At 21.6% G+C, this 25,886-nt stretch carries 20 protein-coding genes; 13 read left to right on the forward strand and 7 right to left on the reverse strand.

Translation table 11 applies throughout. The annotated features are described in order from the left end of the window. The first annotated feature begins 116 nt into the window (after window positions 1–116). Genes alaS through sucB form a run of 3 tightly spaced genes read left to right on the forward strand, consistent with a single transcriptional unit; the run spans window position 117 to window position 6,706 of the window. Complete coding sequence (gene alaS / locus H0H58_RS00170; RefSeq protein ID WP_185865051.1) at window positions 117–2,774, forward strand: alanine--tRNA ligase; 2,658 nt, start codon at window positions 117–119, stop codon at window positions 2,772–2,774. A gap of 55 nt (window positions 2,775–2,829) precedes the next feature. Continuing rightward, complete coding sequence (locus H0H58_RS00175) at window positions 2,830–5,568, forward strand: 2-oxoglutarate dehydrogenase E1 component (RefSeq protein WP_185865258.1); 2,739 nt, start codon at window positions 2,830–2,832, stop codon at window positions 5,566–5,568. A gap of 7 nt (window positions 5,569–5,575) precedes the next feature. Continuing rightward, window positions 5,576–6,706, forward strand: a complete 1,131-nt coding sequence (gene sucB, locus H0H58_RS00180) for a dihydrolipoyllysine-residue succinyltransferase (protein WP_185865052.1) — start codon at window positions 5,576–5,578, stop codon at window positions 6,704–6,706. Between the two features lie 2 nt (window positions 6,707–6,708). Here the strand turns inward: sucB and H0H58_RS00185 are convergent, their stop codons facing one another. Next, window positions 6,709–7,242: a hypothetical protein gene (locus tag H0H58_RS00185; RefSeq protein WP_185865053.1), complete on the reverse strand. Its 534-nt coding sequence runs from the start codon at window positions 7,240–7,242 to the stop codon at window positions 6,709–6,711. Further along, window positions 7,239–7,901 carry an alpha/beta hydrolase gene (locus tag H0H58_RS00190; RefSeq protein ID WP_185865054.1) on the reverse strand — a complete coding sequence of 221 codons (663 nt, stop codon included), beginning with the start codon at window positions 7,899–7,901 and terminating at the stop codon, window positions 7,239–7,241. Before H0H58_RS00190 ends, H0H58_RS00185 begins: the two co-directional genes overlap by 4 nt. A 72-nt stretch (window positions 7,902–7,973) precedes the next feature. Between H0H58_RS00190 and sucC the strand changes: the two genes are divergently transcribed. From sucC to H0H58_RS00210, 4 genes are read left to right on the forward strand one after another with little or no spacing between them, the layout of a single operon-like run. Continuing rightward, complete coding sequence (gene sucC / locus H0H58_RS00195) at window positions 7,974–9,167, forward strand: ADP-forming succinate--CoA ligase subunit beta (RefSeq protein WP_185865055.1); 1,194 nt, start codon at window positions 7,974–7,976, stop codon at window positions 9,165–9,167. A gap of 14 nt (window positions 9,168–9,181) precedes the next feature. Further along, window positions 9,182–10,609: an AAA family ATPase gene (locus H0H58_RS00200; protein ID WP_185865056.1), complete on the forward strand. Its 1,428-nt coding sequence runs from the start codon at window positions 9,182–9,184 to the stop codon at window positions 10,607–10,609. A 45-nt stretch (window positions 10,610–10,654) separates the two neighbouring features. Next, complete coding sequence (locus H0H58_RS00205; RefSeq protein WP_238785145.1) at window positions 10,655–12,748, forward strand: ATP-dependent Clp protease ATP-binding subunit; 2,094 nt, start codon at window positions 10,655–10,657, stop codon at window positions 12,746–12,748. Continuing rightward, window positions 12,745–13,428: an endonuclease III domain-containing protein gene (locus H0H58_RS00210; protein WP_185865058.1), complete on the forward strand. Its 684-nt coding sequence runs from the start codon at window positions 12,745–12,747 to the stop codon at window positions 13,426–13,428. The genes H0H58_RS00205 and H0H58_RS00210 overlap by 4 nt, the downstream gene beginning before the upstream one ends. Here the strand turns inward: H0H58_RS00210 and H0H58_RS00215 are convergent. The 5 genes from H0H58_RS00215 to H0H58_RS00235 are packed head-to-tail and all read right to left on the reverse strand — an operon-like array spanning window position 13,373 to window position 17,721. Then, window positions 13,373–13,723 carry a DUF3127 domain-containing protein gene (locus H0H58_RS00215; protein WP_185865059.1) on the reverse strand — a complete coding sequence of 117 codons (351 nt, stop codon included), beginning with the start codon at window positions 13,721–13,723 and terminating at the stop codon, window positions 13,373–13,375. The genes H0H58_RS00210 and H0H58_RS00215 overlap by 56 nt on opposite strands. Window positions 13,724–13,734: 11 nt before the next feature. Then, window positions 13,735–14,655, reverse strand: a complete 921-nt coding sequence (locus tag H0H58_RS00220; protein WP_185865060.1) for an SPFH domain-containing protein — start codon at window positions 14,653–14,655, stop codon at window positions 13,735–13,737. Window positions 14,656–14,673: 18 nt separating this feature from the next. After that, window positions 14,674–15,003, reverse strand: a complete 330-nt coding sequence (locus tag H0H58_RS00225) for an iron-sulfur cluster assembly protein (RefSeq protein ID WP_185865061.1) — start codon at window positions 15,001–15,003, stop codon at window positions 14,674–14,676. After that, a complete protein-coding gene (locus H0H58_RS00230) occupies window positions 14,996–16,384 on the reverse strand; it encodes a M16 family metallopeptidase (RefSeq protein ID WP_185865062.1) in 1,389 nt (462 codons plus the stop codon). Before H0H58_RS00230 ends, H0H58_RS00225 begins: the two co-directional genes overlap by 8 nt. 41 nt (window positions 16,385–16,425) lie before the next feature. Further along, complete coding sequence (locus H0H58_RS00235) at window positions 16,426–17,721, reverse strand: M16 family metallopeptidase (protein WP_185865063.1); 1,296 nt, start codon at window positions 17,719–17,721, stop codon at window positions 16,426–16,428. Window positions 17,722–17,816: 95 nt separating this feature from the next. Between H0H58_RS00235 and H0H58_RS00240 the strand changes: the two genes are divergently transcribed. The 6 genes from H0H58_RS00240 to H0H58_RS00265 all read left to right on the forward strand — a co-directional run bounded on the left by H0H58_RS00240 (window position 17,817) and on the right by H0H58_RS00265 (window position 25,868). Beyond that, window positions 17,817–19,136, forward strand: a complete 1,320-nt coding sequence (locus H0H58_RS00240; protein ID WP_238785146.1) for a c-type cytochrome — start codon at window positions 17,817–17,819, stop codon at window positions 19,134–19,136. An 85-nt stretch (window positions 19,137–19,221) separates the two neighbouring features. Next, window positions 19,222–22,119, forward strand: a complete 2,898-nt coding sequence (locus tag H0H58_RS00245; protein ID WP_185865064.1) for a 4Fe-4S dicluster domain-containing protein — start codon at window positions 19,222–19,224, stop codon at window positions 22,117–22,119. 11 nt (window positions 22,120–22,130) lie between these two features. Continuing rightward, window positions 22,131–23,495, forward strand: coding sequence for an NrfD/PsrC family molybdoenzyme membrane anchor subunit (gene nrfD, locus H0H58_RS00250; protein WP_185865065.1), 1,365 nt, complete (start codon window positions 22,131–22,133; stop codon window positions 23,493–23,495). Further along, window positions 23,496–24,026, forward strand: a complete 531-nt coding sequence (locus H0H58_RS00255) for a DUF3341 domain-containing protein (RefSeq protein ID WP_185865066.1) — start codon at window positions 23,496–23,498, stop codon at window positions 24,024–24,026. A gap of 13 nt (window positions 24,027–24,039) precedes the next feature. After that, complete coding sequence (locus tag H0H58_RS00260) at window positions 24,040–24,648, forward strand: c-type cytochrome (protein WP_185865067.1); 609 nt, start codon at window positions 24,040–24,042, stop codon at window positions 24,646–24,648. Window positions 24,649–24,650: 2 nt separating this feature from the next. Then, window positions 24,651–25,868 carry a hypothetical protein gene (locus H0H58_RS00265; protein ID WP_185865068.1) on the forward strand — a complete coding sequence of 406 codons (1,218 nt, stop codon included), beginning with the start codon at window positions 24,651–24,653 and terminating at the stop codon, window positions 25,866–25,868. Window positions 25,869–25,886 lie beyond the last annotated feature (18 nt).

Here is a 25,886-nt window from a genome sequence, read left to right on the forward strand (position 1 = left end):
AAAATGAAATTAAAAAAAATAATTCAATTATATCTAAGTAATAATGTAATTGATTCTATAAAACAGATAAATAAAAAAAATAAACATAATCCCATAATTTAGTTATTTTTTCTTCTATGGAATATAAAATAATAAAAAATACTTTTATTAATTTTTTTAAAAAAAATAAACATAAAATTATACCTTCTTTTCCAATATTTTTAGAGAATGATCCGTCAAATTTTTTTGTTAACGCTGGAATGAATCCTTTTAAAAAATATTTTCTAGGATATGAAAAACCTAAATACAATAAAATTGCAAATATACAAAGATGTCTTAGAGTAACTGGAAAACATAATGATTTTAAACAAGTAGGATATGATAATTATCATCATACTATGTTTGAAATGATGGGGAATTGGTCTTTTGGTGATTATTCTAGAGAAAAGGCTATAGAATTAGCATGGAATTTATTAATTAATATTTATAATATTCCTAGAGAAAATATATATGTCACAATTTTTATAGGAGATAAAAAAAATGATCTATCTTTAGATAAAGAAACTTTAAAATATTGGAAATTATTAATTCCAAATAATCATATACTTTTTTTTGGAAAAAAAGATAATTTTTGGGAAATGGGTGAATCAGGCCCATGTGGACCATGTACTGAAATACATGTTGATTTAAGAACTAATCAAGAAAAAAAAATAATTTTGGGAAAAGATCTCATTAATAAAAATCACCCAAAAGTAATAGAAATATGGAATTTAGTTTTTATAGAATTTTTAAGAAAATTAAATGGAGAATTAGAAGATTTATCTATAAAACATGTAGATACTGGAATGGGATTAGAAAGATTATGTATGGTACTACAAGAAAAAGATTCCAGTTATGAAACTGATATTTTTTCCACTATAATTAACGATCTAAAAGATCGATTAAAATTTAAACAATTAAATATTGATCAAAAAATATCAATACAAATTGTAACTGATCATCTAAGAGCAGTTATATTCTCAATATTTGATGGGCAGATTCCATCTAATAATAAATCTGGTTATATAATAAGAAAAATTTTAAGAAGAGCAATTATTCATATAAATCGATTTTTGGATATAAATATTTCTAATATTATAGATCTTTTTATAAAAAAAATGGAATTATTCTTTCCAGAATTAATCAGTAAAAGAAAATATATATGCGATATAATTGAAAAAGAAGAGATTTTATTTTTTAATGTGATTAAACAAGGAAATAAAAAATTTCATAATATTATTAAAAATTTAAAATATAAAAAAGAAAAAATTATTCATGGAAATACAATATTCCAATTATATGATACATATGGTTATCCTATTGAAATAGCCAAAATAATAGCTGAAAAAAATCAATTATCTATTGATGAAAATTTATTCCAAAAAAAGTTATTAGAACAAAAAATAAGATCCAAAAAAAATAGAAGTGATTTAGCTTTAAGGAAAGAAGAATGGATAAAGTTAGAACATAAAAATGTTAATCTTCACAAAGAAAGCATATTCATAGGCTATAAATATTTAAAATGTAGTTTATATATAACTAAATATAGAAAAGTTTTAAAAAAAAATAAAAATGAATATTATTATGAATTAGTTTTTTCTAAAACACCTTTTTATCCAGAAAATGGCGGACAAATAGCAGATACAGGATACATATATAATAATAATGAAAAAATTTTTATTTTCGATACAAAAAAATTAGGATCATTAATTGTTCATTCTGTAAAAAAATTACCTAATAATATTTATTCTTTTTTCGATTCTTTTGTTGATAAAAGTAGAAGAAAAAATATAGAAAAAAATCATACATCTACTCATTTATTGCTTTTTTCATTAAAAAAAATATTAGGAAATAATATTGAACAAAAGGGGTCTTATATAAGAGATGATTATTTAAGATTGGATTTCTCTTATGATGAAAAAATTTCTCAAAAAAAATTAATTGAAATAGAAGATTTCGTTCAAAAAATGATTTTTATTAATTTTCCAATAAAAGAAAAAATATTTTCTTCTTTACAAGAAATTAACAATATAAATATTTCTTTTCACAAAGATTTTGAAAAAAAATATCAGGATAAAAAAATCCGAATGATTTCTTTTGGTAATTGTCATGAATTATGTATTGGAACACATGTTAAAAATACTGGAGAAATTAAAGTATTTAAAATTTTGTATGAAAAATCTATATCTCATGGAATAAGAAGAATAAAAGCATTAACTTCAGAAAGAGCAATACAATATTTAAAAAATTCATACAATGAATTATTTTCTTTAAAAAGAGAATTAAATTCTGACTTTCCTATGAAAATTATTCTTCATTTAAAGAAAAAAAATAAAATTTTAGAAAAAGAAAATTCAAAATTTTATTTATATAAAATAAATTATGTAAAAAAAGAATTCTTAAAGCAAATTATTTATTTGAATAAAATAAAATACATATGTAAATTCGATAATTTATTAGATTTAAATCAAAAAGATATAAAAAATATCGGTATTGATTTAATAAATCAATTAGATAATTTATTTATTTTCACTGGAATTATGAATGATAATAAATATTTTATATTTGTATTTATTTCAGATAGAATAATAAAAAAAATAAAAATTAATTCTAATAAAATAATCAATATTATTTGTGAAAATAATATTATAAAATCTTGGAAAGAAAAAAAATTTTCTGTAGCTATTCTTAATAAAGAAATTAAAATAAACAATCTTTTAAAGAAAATAAATAAATTTATGAGGAGTAATTTTTAAAATTAAAATTTTCTCATAGATTTTTAAAATGTTTAAATTTGAAAGTAAAAAATATATGAATGATAGCTATTCTTTTCTAAATGATATACATATTATAGAATATCTCTATAATCAATATAAAATAAATCCTAATTCATTAGATCCAAGTTGGAGATATTTTTTTAGTGGATTTAATTTTGGAAAAGAAAATTATGAAAAAATAAATATTCAATCCAATAAATTTATTTCATCGTTAAATATAAAAAAAGAATTTTTCGTATTAAATTTAATACATTCCTATAAAGAAATAGGACATTATTTTGGAAAAATAAATCCTATAAAAAAAAATATAAAACCAAATGATTATTCTTTAGATTTAAAAAATTTTGGATTATCTAATAAAGACTTAGATATTAATTTTGAAGCTGGAAACTTAATTAAGTTAGGAAAAACATCATTAAGAAATATTATTAATTATTTAAATAATACTTATTGTGGATCTCTAGGAATAGAATATTTACATATTACTAATCCAGAAAAAATTAATTGGATAGAAAAATGGATCTATAAAAAAAAAAATAATTTTTCTTCAGAAGAAAAAAAATTTTTTTTAAAAAAATTGAATGAAGCAGTAAAATTCGAAAATTTTTTACATAATAAATTTGTAGGAAAAAAAAGATTTTCAATAGAAGGTAATGAATCAATTTTACCAATGTTGGAGGATATGGTAAAATATTCTTATAATAATTATTTCACTGAAGAATTTATTATTGGAATGTCTCATAGAGGAAGATTAAATATTCTTACAAATTTTTTTGGAAAAGATTTATCTAATATATTTAATGAATTCCAGGATAAAGAATATGAAGATAAATCATTTTCTGGAGATGTTAAATATCATTTAGGCTACTCCAGTGAAAAAAATATTTATGATACTAATGGTAATAGAGGTAATATAAAAATATATTTATTACCGAATCCATCTCATTTAGAATCTGTTAATCCAATTGTTATCGGAATGACTCGAGCTAAAATCGATTATTTATATAAAAAAAATTTGGATAAAATAATTCCAGTTATTATTCATGGAGATGCTTCAATATCTGGTCAAGGAATTGTTTATGAAGCATTACAATTATCTAAATTAAAAGGATATCAAACAGGAGGGGCTATTCATATTATAATAAATAATCAAATAGGATTTACTACAAATGAGTTTGAAAGTCGTTCTACTTGGTATTGTACTGATATAGCAAAAACATTTTCCATCCCTATATTACATGTTAATGCAGAAAGTATAGAATCTGTTATTCGATCAATTCGTTTTGCTATAGATTTTAGAATGTATTATAAAGAAGATGTTTTTATAGATTTAATTGGATACAGAAAATATGGACATAATGAAGGAGATGAACCTAGATTTACTCAACCAATTTTATATAAAGAAATTTCAAATCGTTCCAATTGTTATGATTTATATAAAGAAAAATTAATAAGAAATAATATTATAAATAATACTTTTTTAAAAAAAATAGAAGAAGAATATATACAAATCCTTAATAAAAAATATAAGGAATCAAAAAATATTAAATGGAATTATTTAAATAATTTTTTATTAGATGACAAATATTCTATTTTTAATAATGATATTTTCCAAAAAATAGATACAAAATTATCCGTTGATATTATCAAATATATATCAAAAATAGCGTTTACTCTTCCAAAAGAGAAAAATTTTTTTAAAAAAACAAAAAAAATTTTTCAAAAAAGATTAGAAATGATTGAAAATAATCAAGTCGATTGGAGTATGGCTGAAATATTAGCTTATGGTTCATTATTATATGATGGATTTTGTATCCGTTTATCTGGTGAAGATGTTGCAAGAGGAACTTTTTCTCAACGTCATATTGTGGTAAAAACAGAAGAAGAAGAAGAATTAATACTTCTTAATAAGATTGAAAATAATTCTAAACCGGTAAAAATAGAAATATATAATTCTCCATTATCAGAATATGGGGTATTAGGATTTGATTATGGATATGCTATGGGCAATCATAATACCCTAACTTTATGGGAAGCTCAATTTGGAGATTTTAGCAATGGTGCACAAATAATAATAGATCAGTATATCTCATCTGGAGAAAGTAAATGGAAAATTCAAAATGGAATAGTTTTATTATTACCTCATGGATATGAAGGACAAGGTCCAGAACACTCTTCTGCACGTATAGAAAGATATGTACAACTTTGTGCAAAAAATAATTTATTTATAGTTAATTGTACTTCTCCAGATAATTTTTATCATTTATTGAGAAGACATATGAAATTAAAATTTCGTAAGCCTCTTATAGTTTTTACTCCTAAAAGTTTATTAAGGAATAAAAATTGTTTATCATCTATAAAAGATTTATCTAATGGAGGATTTCAAGAAATTATTGATGATACTATAAATGCTAATAAAGTAAAAAGAATCATTTTTTGTTCTGGAAAAATATATTATGAATTATTAAATAAAAGAGAAACTATTAGAAATAATAATACTGCTTTGATTAGAATTGAACAAATTTATCCATTGAATATAAATAATATAAAAAGAATATTAAATAAGTATAAAAATAATATAGATATTATATGGGTTCAAGAAGAACCAGAAAATATGGGTTTATGGAGTTTTATTTTAAGAAAATTAAGAAATATAATTAAAATTAAATTAATATCTCCAAACGAAAGTTCTAGTCCGTCAGTAGGATCTTATAATGAATTTTTAAAAATTCATTATAAGATAATAGAAAAATCTTTTAATTTTAAAAATTAAATTTTTTATGATTGTAGAAATAAAAGTTCCTTCTCCAGGAGAATCAATATCAGAAGTAGAAATTTCTTCTTGGTTGGTAAAAGATGGAGATTATGTAAAAAAAGGCCAAATTATAGCTGAAATTGATTCAGATAAAGCTACATTAGAAGTAGCTTCCGAAGAAAATGGAATTATCAAAATTTTTGGAAAAAAAGGGGAAAAAATTAATGTAGGTGATCGATTATGTTCGATAGAAACAATTGAAAATATAAAAAAAATTGTTTCTCCAGCTTCAAAAAAAATTTTAAGAGAAAAAAACATGCCTATTAAAGAAACAATTGGAACCGGAAAAAATGGAAGAATAATTAAAGAAGATTATTTAAATAAAACCTATAATAAAAATAATGTTTTTTCAGAAAATAAAAGAAAAAAGATTATTACTCCTCTTTCTCTATTAAGAAGAAAATTATCAGATAGATTAGTTAATATAAAAAATAAAGCTGCAATACTAACTACTTTTAATGAAGTAGATATGAAAGAAGTTTTATCTATAAGGAAAAAATATAAAGATCTTTTTGAAGAAAAACATGGAGTAAAATTAGGATTTATGTCATTTTTTACTCTCTCTTGTGTAAGAGCTTTGAAAAGTTACCCTGATGTTAATTCTATTATTGAAGAAAAAAATCAAATTAATTTTGAATATATTGATATTAGTATTGCTATTTCAGGCCCAAAAGGATTAATGGTCCCTGTAATAAGAAATGCTGAAGATTTATCTTTTATGAGAATAGAAAAAAATATAAAAAAATTATCAGAAAAAGTTAGAAATGGTTCAATTTCTATTGAAGAAATGAAAGGTGGAACTTTTACCATAACTAATGGAGGAGTATTTGGATCTATGTTGTCAACTCCTATTATTAATCCACCTCAAAGTGCTATATTAGGTATGCATAAAATTGTAGAAAGACCAGTGGTAATTAATGGATCTTTAACAATTCGTCCCATTATGTATTTAGCTTTATCTTATGATCATAGAATAATTGATGGAAAAGAATCAGTGGGATTTTTATCCTCTATTAAAGAATCCATAGAAAATCCAATTAAATTTTTAATGGATGGAAAAGAAGAAAATATTCCTAAAAAATTAGAATTAGTTTAATTTTATTTTTTATAATATTTTAAATTAAATTTTTGCATTTGTTTTCTTGTTAATTCTATTTGAACTTTTAATATTCCAGATACATCCATTTTTTTTGCTTCTGATAATAAAATTTCTGCATTTTTTTTATTCCCTTTTGATAAGGATGCTATAGCCATATTATATTTAGCTATAGCAATATTTTGTTTAAATTTTAGTCCAGAATCTAATGATTTTTGCATATAAAATTCTGATTTATTAATATTTTTATCTGAATAATAAATTCCTTTTAAAAAATAAAAACATGCTATTTGATCATTAGTTAATTGAAGTTTAGGATTCTTTATATAATCTAAATATTTTTTTAATCCTTTTTTATTTTTTTTTCCTATTTGAATAAATGCTAGTAATAAAAATTCATTATTAAACAAGAAAAAAATTGGAATTAATCCCAATGAAAATATAAAAGATCCAATATTATATTTTTTTTGATAAAAAAATATAATGGAAAATAAAAAAAATAAAAAGAATATTATAAATTTTGTATTTTTATTCATTCGTTATTTTTTTTAATCCAATCAATTAAATCTTTATAATTTAACTCATTTAATGAATGTCCAGATTTATATTCTCTATAAGAAATTGAAGAAATTTTATTATTTTTTTTTAAAATTTCTATATCTTTTCTGATCCATTCAATAGGTATAATTGTATCATTTTTACCATGAGATACAAATAGATCTATATTTTCTAAATTTAGATTTTCTATTTTATCCGATAATATTTTTTCTTCTATATATCCACTAAGAGAAATAATTTTTTTTATTTTAGAATTTTTTAATGCTATTGCATAGCTTAATATAGCTCCTTGACTAAATCCACATAACCATACTTGATCATCTCTTAATTTATATTTCTTAATTGATTCATTTATAAAATAAGATATTTTATTAATAGAATTTAGAGCTTGCTTTACATTTATTATTTTTTTATTTTCTGAAAAATCAATATCATACCAATAATATTTATAATTTTTTTCTATACAATAAATTCCTTGTAAACTTATTATAAAAAAATTGTCAGAAATATCTTTTTCAAAATGAAAAAGATTATTTTCATTACTACCATATCCATGAATCATTAAAAATAATATAGGAGTTTTATTGTTAGATTTTCTTAATCTATATCGAATAGAATAGTCTTCGTATAAGTTCATATATTAAATTAATATAACAATCTAAAATATATAGAATTTTATTTTAAATTTACCAAAAAAAAATTAGAATAAATGAATTTATACGAATATCAAGGTAGAGAAATATTAAAAAAATTTTTAATTAAGGTTCCTGATGGAATAATCGTTTATAATTCAGAAGAAGCAGTTAAGGCAGCAAAAATACTATTTAAAAGAACTAAAAAAAAATCTTTAGTAATTAAAGCTCAAATACATGCGGGTGGTAGAGGAAAATCAGGGGGGATTCGAATAGTTAAAAATTTAACTGAAGTTTATCATGAGTCTAAAAATTTATTAGGAAAATATTTAATTACACCTCAAACATCAAAAAAAGGTATTTTAGTGAAAAAAATACTCATATCTGAAGATATTTATTCAAATAATGATTCTGATAAAAATTCTTCTCCTAAAGAATATTTTTTATCTATCTTATTAAATAGAGATAAAGAAAAAAATATTATTCTATATTCTAAAGAGGGAGGAATAAATATAGAAGAACTTTCTAAAAAGAATCCTGAAAAAATATTTTCAGAAGAAATAGATCCATTATTGGGACTACAAATGTTTCAAATAAGAAATATAGCATCTAATTTAGAAATTAATAAAGATTCTTTAAAAAATTTTAGTAAATTCATAACATATTTAAATAAAGCTTATCATTCTTGTGATGCATTATTAATGGAAATTAATCCTTTTATTAAAACATTGGATAATGAAATTATACCAGCAGATATAAAAATTATATTAGATAATAACTCTTTTTTTCGTCAAAAAAATAATTATTTAATATATAATAATTTTGTCGAAAAAAAAGTAGATGATTATAATTTCAATTTCCTTAAATTGGATGGAAATGTAGGTTGTATGGTAAACGGTGCTGGATTGGCAATGGCCACTATGGATATGATAAAATCTTGTGGAGGTGATCCAGCTAATTTTTTAGATATCGGGGGATCAGCTGACGAAAAAAGGGTTGAAAAAGCTTTACATTTAATTTTAAAAGATAAATCAGTAAAAACTATTCTAATAAATATATTTGGTGGAATAGTACGTTGTGATACAGTGGCAAAAGGAATTATTAAACTATATAATAAAATTAATCAAAAAATTAAAATTCCATTAGTGATTCGTTTACAAGGAACAAATGAAAAAAATGCTAAAAATATTCTTAATAAGAGTTCATTACCTATTTATTATGCTAATGATTTAAAAGATGCCGCTAATAAAATAAAACAAATTGTATCGTGATTATTATATAAATTATGTTATTGAAATATAGTCCTACAAACTGGAATAACATTATTGGACAAGATCATGTTATTCTTTCTTTGAAAAGAAGAATAAAAAAAAAAGAATTATCTAAATTGTTATTTTTTATTGGAAAAAAAGGAACAGGAAAAAGTCTATGTGCAAAAATATTGGCAAAAGAATTAAATCCTAATTTTTCAGAAATTAAAAATTTATTAATAATAATTAAACTTTATAATTCTTTAAAAAATTCATCAAATATAAAAAAAACTCTAAATAATTTTTTTATAAAATTTTTTAAAAAAAATAATATATTTTTATTTGATGATATAGATAAAATTTTTTTTATTAAAGATTTATTAAAAATTGCAGTAAAAATTCCCAATACTATTTTAATTATATGTAGTACAAAAGATTATTGTGTAGACTATTCCATTTCAGAATATTCACAATTTTTTTTATTTAAAGAGATCTCTACAAAAAATATATTTTTTCATATTCAAAATTTATTAGAAAAAGAAAATATAAAAATTGATAAAGAAGCTTTATTTATAATCTCTAAATATGCAAATGGATCAATTGGATATGCTATAAATACTTTGGATAAAATTATTTATTTAAATAATAAAAATATTTTTTTTACAAAAAAAATAATATTAGATCAACTAGGTTTAGTTAATTCAAAACTATTCTTTATAATAATAGACTATTTATTAAATAATAATTTATATGAAATATTTATTTTAATAAGACAAGAATTTTCTAAAAAAAAAGAAAATATTTACAATTTTATCATTGGATTAAAAATACATTTTAAAAATTTATTCTTATCTAAGAACATAAAAACTATTCCAATCATAGATGATGATAAAAAAATTATTAAACATTATATAAAACAATCAAATAATTTACCCTATTCAATTATAAATCATGGATTAAATATTTGTTATAAAATAGAGAATAAATATTCTTTTTATAAGAAGAATAATATTGATTATAAGCATATTATATTCAACATAGAAACATATTTAATACAATTATCATATATTTTTTCTTTTTATAAAAAGAATTCTTTAATTAGAAAAAAAAATTTTATTCAAAAAATATGGAAAAAATTTATCGATAATTTTTATAATAATATAGATGATAAAAAATTACTTGAGTTATTATTTAAAACTAAATTCATGTTTTTAAAAGAAAAAATATTTTTAGTAATTCCATTGGAAAAAGAAAATAATGATTGTTTTTTAATAAAAAAGAATTTTTTAGATTTTTATAAAAAGGAAATAAATGATCATTTTTTTGATTTTAAAATAATAAGTAAAAAAGAAATAAAAATAAAATATAAAAATAATAATCCTGAAATAAATAAAAAATCAATAGTATCTAAAAAAAAATTTATAAAATCATTAATAAAAATATTCGAATTAAAAAAAATATAATAAATATATTTAATTACAATTTTTTTATAAAATAAAATTATGACTATGAATTACTACTCATTGGAGGATAAAACTTATTCAGATGGAGATGCTAAAAATGATAATTCTAATTCTTATGAATCTGAAAAAAATAAATATAACTCTAAATATTATAATAATAAAAAAACTTCAATAAAAAGTAAAACTCCTATTTTAGATCACTTTGGAAATGATTTAAATGCATTAGCTATAAATGGGGAATTAGATCCTTTAGTTGGAAGAGATAAAGAAGTTGAAAGGATATCACAAATATTGAGCAGAAGAAAAAAAAATAATCCTATATTAATAGGAGAACCAGGAGTAGGTAAAACAGCTATTGCAGAAGGACTAGCATTAAGAATTTTTCAAAGAAAAGTATCCAGAGTATTATATAACAAAAGAATAATCATATTAGATTTATCTAGTTTAGTAGCTGGTACTAAATATAGAGGTCAATTTGAAGAAAGAATGAAATCAATTATAAATGAAGCGGAATCTAGCAATGATTTAATTCTATTTATAGATGAATTACATACTCTCATAGGATCTGGTGGATCAACTGGATCTTTAGATGCATCTAATATATTTAAACCAGCTTTAGCAAAAGGGAAAATTCAATGTATTGGTGCTACTACATTTAATGAATATAAACAGTATATAGAAAAAGATGGGGCTTTAGAACGTAGATTTCAAAAAATATTTATTTATCCATCTTCTGAGAATGAAACTATTGAAATTTTACAAAAAATAAAAAATAAATATGAAAATCATCATAACGTTATTTATACTAAAGAAGCCATAAAAGCATGTGTAAAATTAACATCAAGATATATCGTTGATAGATTCTTACCAGATAAAGCAATTGATGCATTAGATGAATCAGGTTCTAGAGTATATATAAAAAATATAAAAGTTCCGAAAGAAATAATAGTTTTAGAAAAAGAACTAGAAAATATTCGAAAAAAAAAATCTAAAGTAGTTAAAAATCAAAAATATGAAGAAGCTGCTAAATTAAGAGATCATGAAAAAAATATTGAAAATAAATTATTAGAAGCTCAAAAAAACTGGGAAAAATTTTCTAAAAAAAATAAAGAAATTGTTTATGAAGAAAATGTAGAAAAAGTAGTTTCAATGATGAGTGGTATTCCAATAAATAGAATTGCCAAATCAGAAATTAAAAAATTTAATAAAATGGTAAATTCTATAAAAGAAAAAATAATTGGGCAAGATGAAGCAGTGGAAAAAATAGTACAATCAATTCAAAGAAATAGAATTGGTATGAAAGACTCTGATTCACCTATAGGATCATTTATATTTTTAGGAAAAACAGGAGTAGGAAAAACTTATTTAAGTAGAATTTTTTCGAAAGAATTATTTAATTCAGAAGAATCATTGATTCGTATAGACATGAGTGAATATCAAGAATCCCATTCGATAAGTAAATTAATAGGAGCCCCACCTGGATATATAGGATATGAAGAAGGTGGACGATTAACTGAAGCTATAAGAAGAAGACCTTATAGTATTATTCTATTGGATGAAATAGAAAAAGCTCATCGAGATATTTTTCACATTTTATTGCAAATATTAGATTATGGTTTTTTAACTGATAATTCTGGAAAAAAAATTAATTTTAGAAATACTATAATTATTTTTACTTCTAATATAGGAATCCAAAAAATTAAATCTAATAAATCTGAAATTGGATTTAAAACTAAAAATAATAGATCAAATATTGATCATAAAAAAATAATAAAAGAATCATTGCAAAAAAGTTTATCCAGTGAATTTTTAAATAGGATAGATGATATTATTGTTTTTAATTCATTAAAGAATGATGATATTAATAAAATAATTATTTTAGAATTAAACGAAATAATTTTACAAGTACAAAATTTAGGATATAAATTAGTAATTTTTTCAGATGTAAGAAAATTTATAAAGAAAAAAGGATATGACTATGAAAATGGAGTTAGACTATTAAAAATAACAATAAAAAAATATATAAAAAATCCTATATCAGAATGTATAATTAATGGAAATTTAAAAACAGGAAATAAAATATCATTAAAAATGAACTCTAAAAAAAATAAAATAGAAACCTTTATCACAAAAAAATGAAAAAAATAAAAATTATTGAAAAAATATTGAATTTTTTATATCCTAATCCAAAAGATAATTTATATTATATTAATGAATATACATTTTTGATAGCTATAATTCTTAGTTCTAGATGTAAAGAAGTTGATGTAAATAAAGTAACAAAAATTCTTTTTAAAAAAATACAATCACCGTATGATATTATAAAATTTTCTATAAAAACTATAAAAAAATATATAAGAAATCTAGGATTACAAAATAAAAAATCTAAAATTATTTATAATCTTTCTATTTTATTAATCAATAATTATAACGGTTTTATTCCTAAAAATTTTATAGAATTAAAAAAATTACCCGGAATTGGAAATAAAACTGCTTCTGTTTTTTTATCTAAATTTTCTAATATAAAAGTATTCCCTATCGATACTCATATAAATAGAATGATGTATCGTTGGGGATTAAGTGATGGAAAAAGCATATCTAATACTGAAAAACATGCCCCATTTTTTTTCAAAAAAAAAAATTGGAAAAAATTACATTTACAAATTTTATCTTATGCTAAAGAATATTCGCCATCTAAAAAATGGAATAAAAAAAAAGATATAATATATCAAGAACTATTAGATTTTAAAAATTCTTATACAATTAAAAAGGCAAATCATCGAAATCATCTGATGATAAAGAAGAAGAAGATGAAATAGTAGAATTATTTTTATTATCAGATAATAAATTATCTATTTTCCATCCTTGTATAGAATTAAAATATTTAACAACACCTTTAGGATTAATCCATTCTCTTCCTCTAATATTAATAAAAACTTTTATTCTATCTTTTGGTTTTATTGTATCTAATAAATTTGTTTTTTCCTGTATAAACTCGATTAGTATATCTTGAGAATACGGTTCATCAGTAGTTAATACCAATTCTCTTTTTTTAAATCCACTTTCAAATGTTTGAATTGGAAATATTTTTTTAACTCTTCCTATTATATCCATATACATATAATTTACTTATTTTTTTCTTTTTTTTTGGAAGATTCTATAATTTTATTAGAAATATTTAATGATGTAATCATATTATTTAACATTTCATTAGCTGATTCAGGAGAATTAGGTATCAATACTAAATTAGTATTACTTTTACTTCCTATAGACTGAAGTGTATCATAATGTTGAGTTACTACTATCAAAGCTGAAGCTTCTTGAGAATTTATTCCTACATTATTTAATACTTCTACTGAATCTAAAATTCCTTTAGTTATCTCTCTTCTTTGATCTGCTGTTCCTTTACCTTGTAATCTTTTGCTTTCTGATTCAGCTTGGGCTTTAGCTATTATTTTTATTCTTTCTGATTCAGCTTTATATGCTGCAGCAACTTTTTCTCTTTCTGCTGTATTTATACGATTCATTGCTAATTTTACTTGTTCATCGGGATCAATATCAGTGACTAATGTTTTGATAATTGAATACCCATATTCTAATATAGATTCTTCTAATTCTCTTCTAACAACTATTGCTATATGATTTTTTCTCTCAAAAACATCATCTAATTTCATTTTAGGAACTTCTGCCCTAACCACATCAAATATATAAGAATTTATTTGAGAATGAGGATTATCCAATTTATAAAAAGCTTCATAAACTTTATCTTTGATAACTTTAAATTGAATGGAAATTTTTACTTTTATAAATACATTATCTTTTGTCTTTGTATCAACAATTATATCCAATTGTTGAATTTTTAAAGTTAATTTACTCTCAATTTGATCTATGATAGGAATTTTAAAATTTAAACCTGCATAACGAATGCTATGAAATTTTCCCATTCTTTCAATAATAACAGCAGTTTCTTGATTTACAATAAATATAAAACTTAGAATAAAAGATAAAATTATAATTATTAATATTCCATAAAAAAATAAATTCATAATTTAAAATTGTTGTATTTATAACATTCCTAATTCTAAACGAGCTTCTTCACTCATAAATTCTTTACACCAAGGGGGATCAAATGTAATAATGATTTTTACATTTTTAATTTTTTTTATAGATTTTATTTTTTGTTCTATTTCTATCGGTAGACTATCTATAACTGGACAATTTGGATTGGTTAAAGTCATAATTATTTTTACATTATTTTCATGTAAAATTTGAATATCATAAATTAATCCTAATTCATAAATATCTACCGGTATTTCCGGATCATAAATATTCTTTAATTCAGATATAATTTTATCTTTTAAATTATTATCACAATAATTTTTTTGATTACACATTCTTTTCTAATAAATTTCCAAATTTATCAAAATAATTAATCGGATATCCCAATTTTCTTATTGAAGGAAGTATTTCTTTTGCATTTCCTATAATTATAATTATACCTCTATTTAATGGAAAAAATTTTTTATATATCTGATATATCTCATCTATTTCTATAGATGAGATATTTTCAATATAGTTATCATGGAAATTATATGAAATTCCATCTTTTTTTTCATACATAAAAATATCATTAATTTTTTCAGGATTTTCTAAATCTAATAAAAATTGTCCAATAATTTCTTTCTTTTTTATATATAATTCTTCTTCTATAGATTTTTTATTTAACTTAAAATCAGATATTTCTTGTAAAATATCTCGAATAGATTTTGCTGTGACTTCATTTCTAACTTGTGTATATACAGAAAAACATCCAATATTTTTATCAGATTTTAAAACTGAATAAATACCATAGGTATATGCTTTTTCTTCTCTTAAATTTAGAAATAACCTACTATATGGTCCTTCCCCTAAAATACTATTTGCTAATACTGCTGGTAAATATGATGGATCATTCATTTTTAAAATTATAGGCATCCCTAAACAAATACATGATTGATTTAAGAATGGCATATCTATTATATTAACTTTTAATTCATTTGGAATAGAAAATTTTTTCTCAGAAATACGTTTTTCAACGTATGGTTTTTTTTTCCATTTAGAAAAATATTTTCTACACAAATACTTTACTTCATCTTTATAAATGTCTCCTATAAAAGATAAATAAAATCTATTAGGTAGATAATATTTTTTATATAATCTTTTTAATTCATGGAGAGTGATTCTTTGAACAGAGTCAATAGTTTCATATTCTCCATAAGGATGATCTTTACCATAAAAAAATAAATTTTTAATTCTTCTTAAAATATCATTTGGATTGTTTTCTGAAATAACAATTTCAGTTATTTTTTGTTTTATTATTTTATCAAGTTCTTTATTATTTTTAAAATTACAATTTGTTAAAATCTCCATTAAAATAGTGATTGATTTCACTAAATTTTTTTTTAAAATAGAAACGGATATTTCATAAAAAGAGGAATATAACCCTGTTCCCAGATTATAATCTATTAATTCATCTAATTCATCTTTAGAATAGTTTTTTGTACCGGATCGCAACATTTTACCAAAAACATCTTTAATACCAGTTTTTTCTTTTTCTAAAAAAGGAGTAGTATCTAATTCTAAAATAATTCTTACAGTAGGAAATTTATGATCTTCTATTAATACTACTCTTAACCCATTTTTCAATTTTTGAAAATATGATGGTCTTTTTATTTTAAAATCTATTTTAGATTTTAATGGCTTAGGAGCTATATTTATTGTTTCTTTTGTATGCATATGAATTTTAAATATTTATAAATATAATTTCCTAAAAATTTTTAATATTTTGGAATATTATATAATCTTACTCTATTATTTTTAGTTAAATATTTATTAGCAACTTTTTGTACATCATCTAATGTAACATTTTTATATATATCTATTATCTTATTTAAAAAATTAGCATCTTTATAATATAAATTATAATATCCTAAATTATTAGCAACATCATTGATAAAAAAATTATTATAAACAATTTTTGTTTCAAAAGAATTAATTTGTTTATCCAATTCATATTGAGATATTCCTTTTTCTTTTAAAATTTCAATTTCTCTATCTATAGAATCCAATAAAGAGTCTAATTTAATTCCAGAATTAGCTATTCCATATATAATCAAAACACAATAATCTTCCATATCTTCTAAATAACAGCTCATATGAGAAGATAATTGTTGATTATTTATTATGTTTTTTACCATTCTAGAACTTTCACCAAAAGAAAAAATAGATTCTATTATTTTTAATGCATGATAATCAGGATGATTTATTTTTGCTAATCTATAACCTAAAAAAACACCTGGAATTTTAATATTTTTATTTATATATGTATATATTATTTCTTCTTTGATTGGATCTTCTTTTGGAAATTCTTTTTTAGAAAAATTATTATTGAATTTTTCAAATGAAAAATATTTTTTAACTAATTCTTGAGCAAGATTCATTTCAAAATCTCCGACAATAATTAAAGTTGCATTACTTGGAACATAATATTCTCTATAGAATCTCTGATAATCATCTTCTGATGCTAAATTTAAGTCTTTATTACTTCCTATTATTGGATATCTATATGAATGTTTTTTAAATAATAATGAAGGAATTATTTCTACAAATATTTTTGCATTTGGTTGATTATCAATTCTTGTTTTTCTTTCCTCTTTGATAACTTCTCTTTGTATGTCAATGCTTTCTTTATCTACTGTAGCATAAAACATTCTTTCTGATTCTAACCATAATCCTAATGGAAGATAATTAGATGGTAAAATTTCATAATAAAAAGTAAAATCTTGATTTGTATAGGCATTATTTTCCCCCCCGCTAGAAGCAATATATTTAAAATATTCTCCCTTTTTTATATTTTTAGTAGATTCAAACATAAGATGTTCAAAAAAATGAGCAAATCCAGTTCTTCCTGGATAATCATTTTTGCTACCAACATGATATAGAACAGATGTAGAAATTAAAGGATTTTTTCTATCCTGATGATAAAGCACTTGTAATCCATTAGGGAGTTTTTCTTTAAAAAAATTAATTTTAAAAATTCCTTCATTGATTTTAAAATCTGGATAAGACTTCATAATTTTGAATTAAAAAAAATATTTAAAAATTTACAATTTTTTTTTAAAAAAAAATACTTTTTATTGTTTTAATATTTAATTATTGAATTTTATTTATGGATTTCGGAATTTTGCGTATGAAAAAAATTTTATTTTCCATTATTATTTTTTTTCTTTTTGTATTAGAATCTGAATCTAAAGAAGAAATCATTGGAAATATTGATAATGGTAAAAGTATTTTTAAAAAAAATTGTACAACATGTCATTCAATAGATTTAGAAAAAAAAATGATAGGACCAGCTTTGTCTGGAATCACCGAAAAAAGAAATCGTGAGTGGTTACATAAATGGATAAAAAATAATAAACTATTAAGGAATAGTGGTGATAAAGATGCTATAGATATTTATAAAAAATATGGAAATATAGAAATGAATTCATTTCCTCAACTTTCCGAAAAAGATATTGATGATATACTATTTTTTATTAAAAATTACAAATTAAAACTTAAAAATGAAAATAGAAATGAAAAAAATAGTATACTAGATCAAACGGTAAAAAAAAATGAACAATTTATTCAAAAATTATTCATTTTTTTTCTTAGTATAATTTCTGTAATACTTATATGGATCTTATATAGAACCTATATCCTATATAATTTATTAAATAATAATGATTCCATTCTAATTTTCAAAAAAATTGATTTTATATTAAAAATTATATATAAAAACTTTTTAAAAAAACATAAAAATAATTGGTATTTATTTTCTTCTTTTATAGGTATATTGTTAATAATAAACATTTTTTGCATATGGAATTTTTTAATGAAAATAGATGTAAACAAAGGATATGAACCTAGACAACCAATTTATTTTTCTCATAAAATTCATTCTGAAATCAATGGAATTGATTGTCAATATTGTCATTCTAATGCAAAATACGCAAAAAATTCAGGTATTCCATCTATGAATATATGCATGAATTGCCATATAACTATTGATGAATATAAAGGAAATTATATAGAATATGGTAAAAGTAGAAACGAATATAATAAAGAAATAAATAAAATTTATTATGCTATTGGCTGGAATAAACAAAAAAGAAAATATACTGGTAAAACTCATCCTGTTAAATGGATTAGAATACATAATATGCCTGATTTTGTATATTTTGATCATTCTCAACATATAATAACAGGTAAAAAACCAATTAAAAAATTTAAAAAAGTTAATTTAATTTGTACAGCTTGTCATGGAGAAGTTCAAAAAATGAATCAAGTTAAAATGAATAATGATTTTACTATGGAATGGTGCATTTCTTGTCATAGAAATGTAAAAATAGATACAGATAATAAATATTATAAAAATTATTTTAAAAATAATAAAGAATATACATTAGATATGATAGGGGGAATAGAATGTGCTAAATGTCATTACTAAATGAATAAAAATATAAATATTATTTAATATTCAATACTATTTAATTTTTGTTGTTATTAAATTATAAATAAATTCATATATTTTTATGAAATCAAATAAGAATAAAAGACATTCAATAAGAAAATTTTTTAACGAAAAAAGTTCTAGAAGAGATTTTCTTAAATGGATTGGATTTACTACAGTTTCAGTTACTTTAACAGCTTGTAAAGGACCAGTAATAAAATCTATTCCTTATATTGTAAAACCAGAAGAAATAACTTTAGGATCACCTGTTTATTATGCATCTACAATGATTGATTCTTTTGATATAGGTTGTGTATTAATTAAGACTAGAGAAGGCCGTCCAATAAAAATAGAACCTAATTCAAATTCTAAATATTTCAATACTACATCAGCAAGAATACAATCATCTTTATTATCAATTTATGACGAAGAAAGATTAAAGAATCCTTTTTTTAAAGGGCAACAAAGTAGTTGGAAATACATAGATAATTATATAATCAAATATTTAAATAAATTAAATAATGCTAATAAAAAAATAGTATTATTATCACACTCTTTCCCTAGCTTTTCTACTAAAAATTTGGTAGAAGATTTTAAAAAAAAATTTCCAAAAACAGAATGGATAATATACGATCATATATCATATTCTAAAGCATTAAATGCATCAAAAAATATTTTTGGAATCAGAGCATTTCCATTTTTTGATTTAAAAAATATAGAATTAATAATATCATTTGATGCAGATTTTTTAGGAGATTGGTATCCTGAAAGTATGATTCAATCATATGCTAGAAATAAAAATCCTAATCAATCTATGATTCAACATATACATATTGAAAGCAATATGTCAATTTCAGGAGCAAATGCCGATATAAGAATTTCTAAAAAACCTACTGAAATAAAACAAATATTATTTGAACTGTATGAAGTTATTGTTTTAGAAAAACCAATAAAAAATGAAAATATTTATATAAAAAAAATAATATCTAGTATTAAAAAATTAGGTAAAAAATGTGTTGTGTTTTCAGACGGAGATCAAGAATCATATGAATTATCTTTTTTAATTAATAAAAAAATTAATAGTAATGCTATAAAAAATAATAAATTTATTCTCTCAAAAGAGAGTGATGATGAAAAATTTTATTCTTTCGTAAGAGATTTAGAAATGAATAATATAGGGGCCTTATTGGTGTATGATACAAATTTTATTTATAGTCTTCCTAATTCCTTATATAATAGAATTATTAAATCAATAAAAAAAATTCCATTAATAGTTTCTTTTTCTATTAATAGAAATGAAACTAGCGATATAGCAGATATAATTGCTCCAATTCCTCATTGGTTAGAATCTTGGGGGGATACAAATCCTATTAATAATTACTATACTCTTATACAACCTACTATTAAAAAAATTTTTAATACAAGACAATTTCAAGATTCTTTAATAATTTGGAGTAAAATTAACAAAAAAAATTATTATGAATATCTTAAAAAAGAGTGGGAAAATAATATCATTCCTAAATCCAATATTTATTCATTTAATGAAGCTTTATTTCATGGATTCATAGAAACTAATGAAAATAATAACTATAAAAAACATAATAAAAAATTAACAAAAAAATATTACAATTTTAATTTAAATTCAAAAAATTTTGAACTTAGATTATATACTAAAATCAGTATGGGAGATGGATATCAATATAATAATCCATGGTTACAAGAATTTCCTGATCCTATTACAAGAACTACATGGGAAAATTACTTAACTATATCTTATTTTGATGCAAAAAATAATGAAATAAAAAATTGGAATACCACAGATGGTGCTTTAAATGGAAATTGTGTAAATATAATTCAAAATTCTAATATAATTATTGAAAATATTCCCGTATTTATCCAGCCTGGACAAGGTATAGGATCTATAGGAATCGCTTTTGGTTATGGACAAAAAAAAGGAAAATTATCTAAATTATGTCAAGGAATCAATGCTTATAGGATTTATGAAAATTTTAATATTATTCAATATAATATCCAAATAGAAAAAACTCAAGAAGTACACAAATTTTCTTGCATACAACTACAAAATACATTATTTAATAGAAATCTTGTTAAAGAAACTAACTTGTATACTTTTGTAAAATATCCAAAAAAAATTTGGAATAATAACGAAGAAGAAGAAAAAGAAAAAAAGTATTTTTTAAATAAAAGCTATTCTATTTGGGAAGATAATGATATTAAAAAAAGTAAAACTGGACATCATTTTAATCTATCTATAGATTTAAATAAATGTATTGGATGTGGTTCGTGTATCATTGCTTGTAATTCAGAAAATAATATTCCTGTAGTTGGCAAAGAAGAAATTAGAAAATATAGAGATATGCATTGGATACGGATTGATAGATATTACTCTAATGAGCATAAAAAAAATCCAAAAGTATATTTTCAACCAATTATGTGTCAACATTGCGAACATGCACCATGTGAAACTGTTTGTCCAGTATCCGCAACTTCTCATGGATCACAAGGACAAAATATGATGGCCTATAATCGTTGTGTTGGAACTCGTTATTGTGCTAATAATTGTCCTTATAAAGTAAGACGTTTTAATTGGTTTAATTATGCAAATAATCAAAAATTTGATTTTAATATGAATAATAACTTAGGAAAAATGGTATTAAATCCAGATGTAGTAGTTAGAAGTAGAGGAGTAATGGAAAAATGCTCTTTATGTATACAAAAAACTCAATTTTCTATTGGAAAAGCCAAAAAAGAAAATAGAACAGTAAAAGATGAAGAATTTGAAACAGCATGTAGTATTTCTTGTCCAACTAAAGCGATAACTTTTGGTGATATTAATGATAAAAATAGCGAAATATATAAAAAATTAAAAAATCCAAGATCTTATAAACTTCTTGATTTTTTAGGAATTAGTCCAAATGTAAATTATTTACTAAAAATAAGAAATATTAATAAAAAATAATAAATTCTAAAATGTCTAATCATTATGAAGAATCCCCCATAAGGGAATCATTAATCGCAAAAAATAAAACAATAAGAAATATTACTAATGATATTATTTATCCTATAAAAAATAAAGCGGGGAAACTATGGTGGATTTCTTTTTTTCTATCTTTACTAGCATTTATTTGGGGATTAGGATGTATTATATATACTGTCACCACTGGGATTGGTGTATGGGGACTAAATAAAACAGTGAATTGGGCATGGGATATTACTAACTTTGTTTGGTGGGTAGGAATAGGACATGCTGGGACTTTAATATCTGCTGTTTTATTATTATTTCGTCAAAAATGGCGTTTATCTATCAATCGTTCAGCAGAAGCAATGACTATATTTGCAGTAATACAAGCTGGATTATTTCCTATTATACATATGGGACGTCCTTGGAATGCTCATTGGGTATTACCTATTCCAAATCAATTTGGATCTTTATGGCCTAATTTTAATTCCCCTTTATTATGGGATGTTTTTGCCATTAGTACTTATTTTTCTGTATCAGCGGTTTTCTGGTTTATTGGATTAATTCCCGATTTCGCTATGATACGAGATAAAATAAAAAATCCATTTCAAAAAAAAATTTATAATATTCTAAGTTTTGGATGGGGAGGAAGTGCAGAAGACTGGAACAGATTCGAAGAAATATCTTTAATATTAGCAGGACTATGTACTCCATTGGTATTTTCTGTACATACTATAGTTTCTTTTGATTTTTCAACTTCTGTAATAAAAGGATGGCACAGTACTATATTTCCCCCTTATTTTGTTGCAGGTGCAATTTTTTCAGGATTTGCTATGGTACAAACTTTATTAGGAGTTGCTAGAAAAGTACTAAATTTAGAAAGCTATATTACAAGAAATCATATTGAGTATATGAATATGATTATTCTATTAACGGGGGGAATTGTCTTATTAGCTTATATTTCTGAATATATTTTAGCTTGGTATTCTGGAAGTCCTTTTGAAGAATTTATTTATTTTTCTAAAAATGCGGCTATAGGTCCATTTTGGTGGGCTTTTTGGGCATTGATTATATGTAATGTTATTATTCCTCAATTTTTATGGATTAAAAGAATAAGAAGAAGTTTTTTTTTATCATTTTTAATAGCTATAATTATTAATATAGGAATGTGGTTCGAAAGATTTGATATTATTGTGTTAAACTTAAGCCATGATTATTTACCATCTTCTTGGACAGGATTTATCCCATCATTCGTAGATGTAGGTATTTTTATAGGAACAATTGGTTTTTTCTTTACTCTTTATTTATTATATATAAGAGTATTTCCAGTAATTTCTCAATCTGAATTAAAAACAATTTTGAAAAAATCTGAATAAATGAATAAAATATATACTAATATATATGTGTTATATAATAATGAAAAATTATTAATTCAAAACGCTAAAATTTTTAAAAGAAAAAATTATCATATATATGATATATATTCTCCATATCCGATTCATGGGATAGAAAAAATACTAGATTTAAAAAAATCTAATTTATCATTTCTATCTTTCATATATGGAACTATAGGCTTTTTTATTGCAAATATACTTATTTGGTATACTATGATTTTTGATTGGCCTCAAAATATTGGAGGAAAACCTTCTTTCTCTTGGATAAAAAATTTTCCATCTTTTATTCCAGTGATATTTGAATTATTAATATTTTTTTCTGCACATTTTATGTGTATTAGCTATTTAATTCAATGTAGACTTTTTCCAGGTCGTCGACCAAAGAATCCAGATCCTAGAACTACTGATGATGTTTTTCTTATAAAAATGAAAATTCCATTTTCTAAAAATTATAAAACAATAAAAAATTCTTTGAAAAAGAATGGAGCAATAGAAGTTAATTTAATTCATTAAAAAATATTAAATAATGAAATATTCTTACTACTTTTTTATATTTTCAATTATTATTATAATAAGTTTTTATTGCATCAATAAAAAATATCCCCATATAGTATATATGCCAGATATGTACTATTCAGATTCATATGAACCATATTCTGATCCAGATTTTTCTTATAACAAAAAATTTAAAATTATAAAAATTCCTTTTTTTATTGAAAATAAAACCTCTTCATTACCGCCTGTAAAAGGAACAGTTCCTCGCAGTGAATATTATGATTTCTCATCTGAAGAAATTTCAAATAAAGGATTTGAATATTCCAAAAAAATTAATAAATCTCCATTAAGAAAAAAATATAATGATTTATCTAAAATTCTTAAAGAAGGAAAAGAACTATATAAAATAAACTGTTCTATATGTCATGGAGATATAGGAGATGGTCAAGGAATTTTGGTTAAAAATGAAAAAATATTAGGAATTCCTGACTATAAAGATAGAGATATTACTATTGGAAGTGTATATTATGTTATTACATATGGAAAAAATAACATGAATTCTTATGCCTCTCAATTAAATAAATTAGATAGATGGAAAATTGCAGAATATGTTATGTATTTAAAAAGTAAAAAAAGATAATAATGTACAAATTTTCTCAAAAAAATAAAAGAATTATTTATTCTATAATAATTTCTGGATTAATTCTAATTTTATATAAATGGATTCATTTATTTTTTGAAGATAAAGAATATTTTTTAAATATTTTTAAAGATAAAAATCTTTGGATTTCATTATATGTTACCTCTATATATTTTACATCTTTATCTATAGGATCACTTGTATTTTTAGGAATACAAAATATATCAAAATCAGGATGGTCGATTATTATTCATCCAATCATGGAAAAAATAGCATCTTTTATTCCTTATGGAACATCTATTATATTCACTATAATTTTATTAAATTCTCTAAAATTAAATGGAATATATAATATATTTCAATGGATGGATCCTAATTCATCAAATTATAATATTTTTATTCATAAAAAAAAATTGATTTTTAATATCCCCTTTTTTTTAATTAGAAATTTCCTATTTTTAATAGGATATAATTTTTTTTATTTTAGAATAAAAAATATATCAAAAAAATTAAATTTTTCCCATTCATTAAATGAATATAATAAATTGTATTCTAATTCTATTTTGTTTATAATTTTTTTTTCTATTACTTCTGTAATTTTATCTTGGGATTGGATAATGTTCTTGAATCCACATTGGTTTAGTACTTTATTTGGATGGTATTTTATTAGTAGTTTTCTTGTAACTGGAATTGGAATAATAACAATAATTTCTATTCTTTTTAAAGAGAATGGAATATTAAATCTTTTTAAAAAAGATCATTTGCACGATTTAAGTAAATATTTATTTTCAAGTAGTTTATTATGGACTTACTTTTGGTTTTCACAATTTCTTCTATATTGGTATGGAAATATTCCAGAAGAAATATCTTATTTTTTAAAAAGAGAAAATATATATAATAATATTCATCTTTGGTTATTAATTCCTAATTTTTTAATACCATTTTTTTTATTAATAAATAGTAAAAATAAAACTAATCCTAAGATAGTGCTGGTAACATCTATAATAATATTAATGGGACATTATATGGATATTTACAATTTAATTGTTCCGGAATTAAATGGAAAATTCCAAATTGGAATATATGAAATTGGAATTTTTCTAATGTTAGGTGGATTTTTTTGTTATATATTATTATTAAACTTTAATAAAAAAGAATTAAACTTTTATGGAAATCCTTTTTTTAAAGAAAGTAAAAACTATAAAAATCCTAATATATAAATATACTAAAAAAATAAA

The organism is Blattabacterium cuenoti, from assembly GCF_014251775.1.
Lineage (GTDB): Bacteria > Bacteroidota > Bacteroidia > Flavobacteriales > Blattabacteriaceae > Blattabacterium > Blattabacterium cuenoti_H.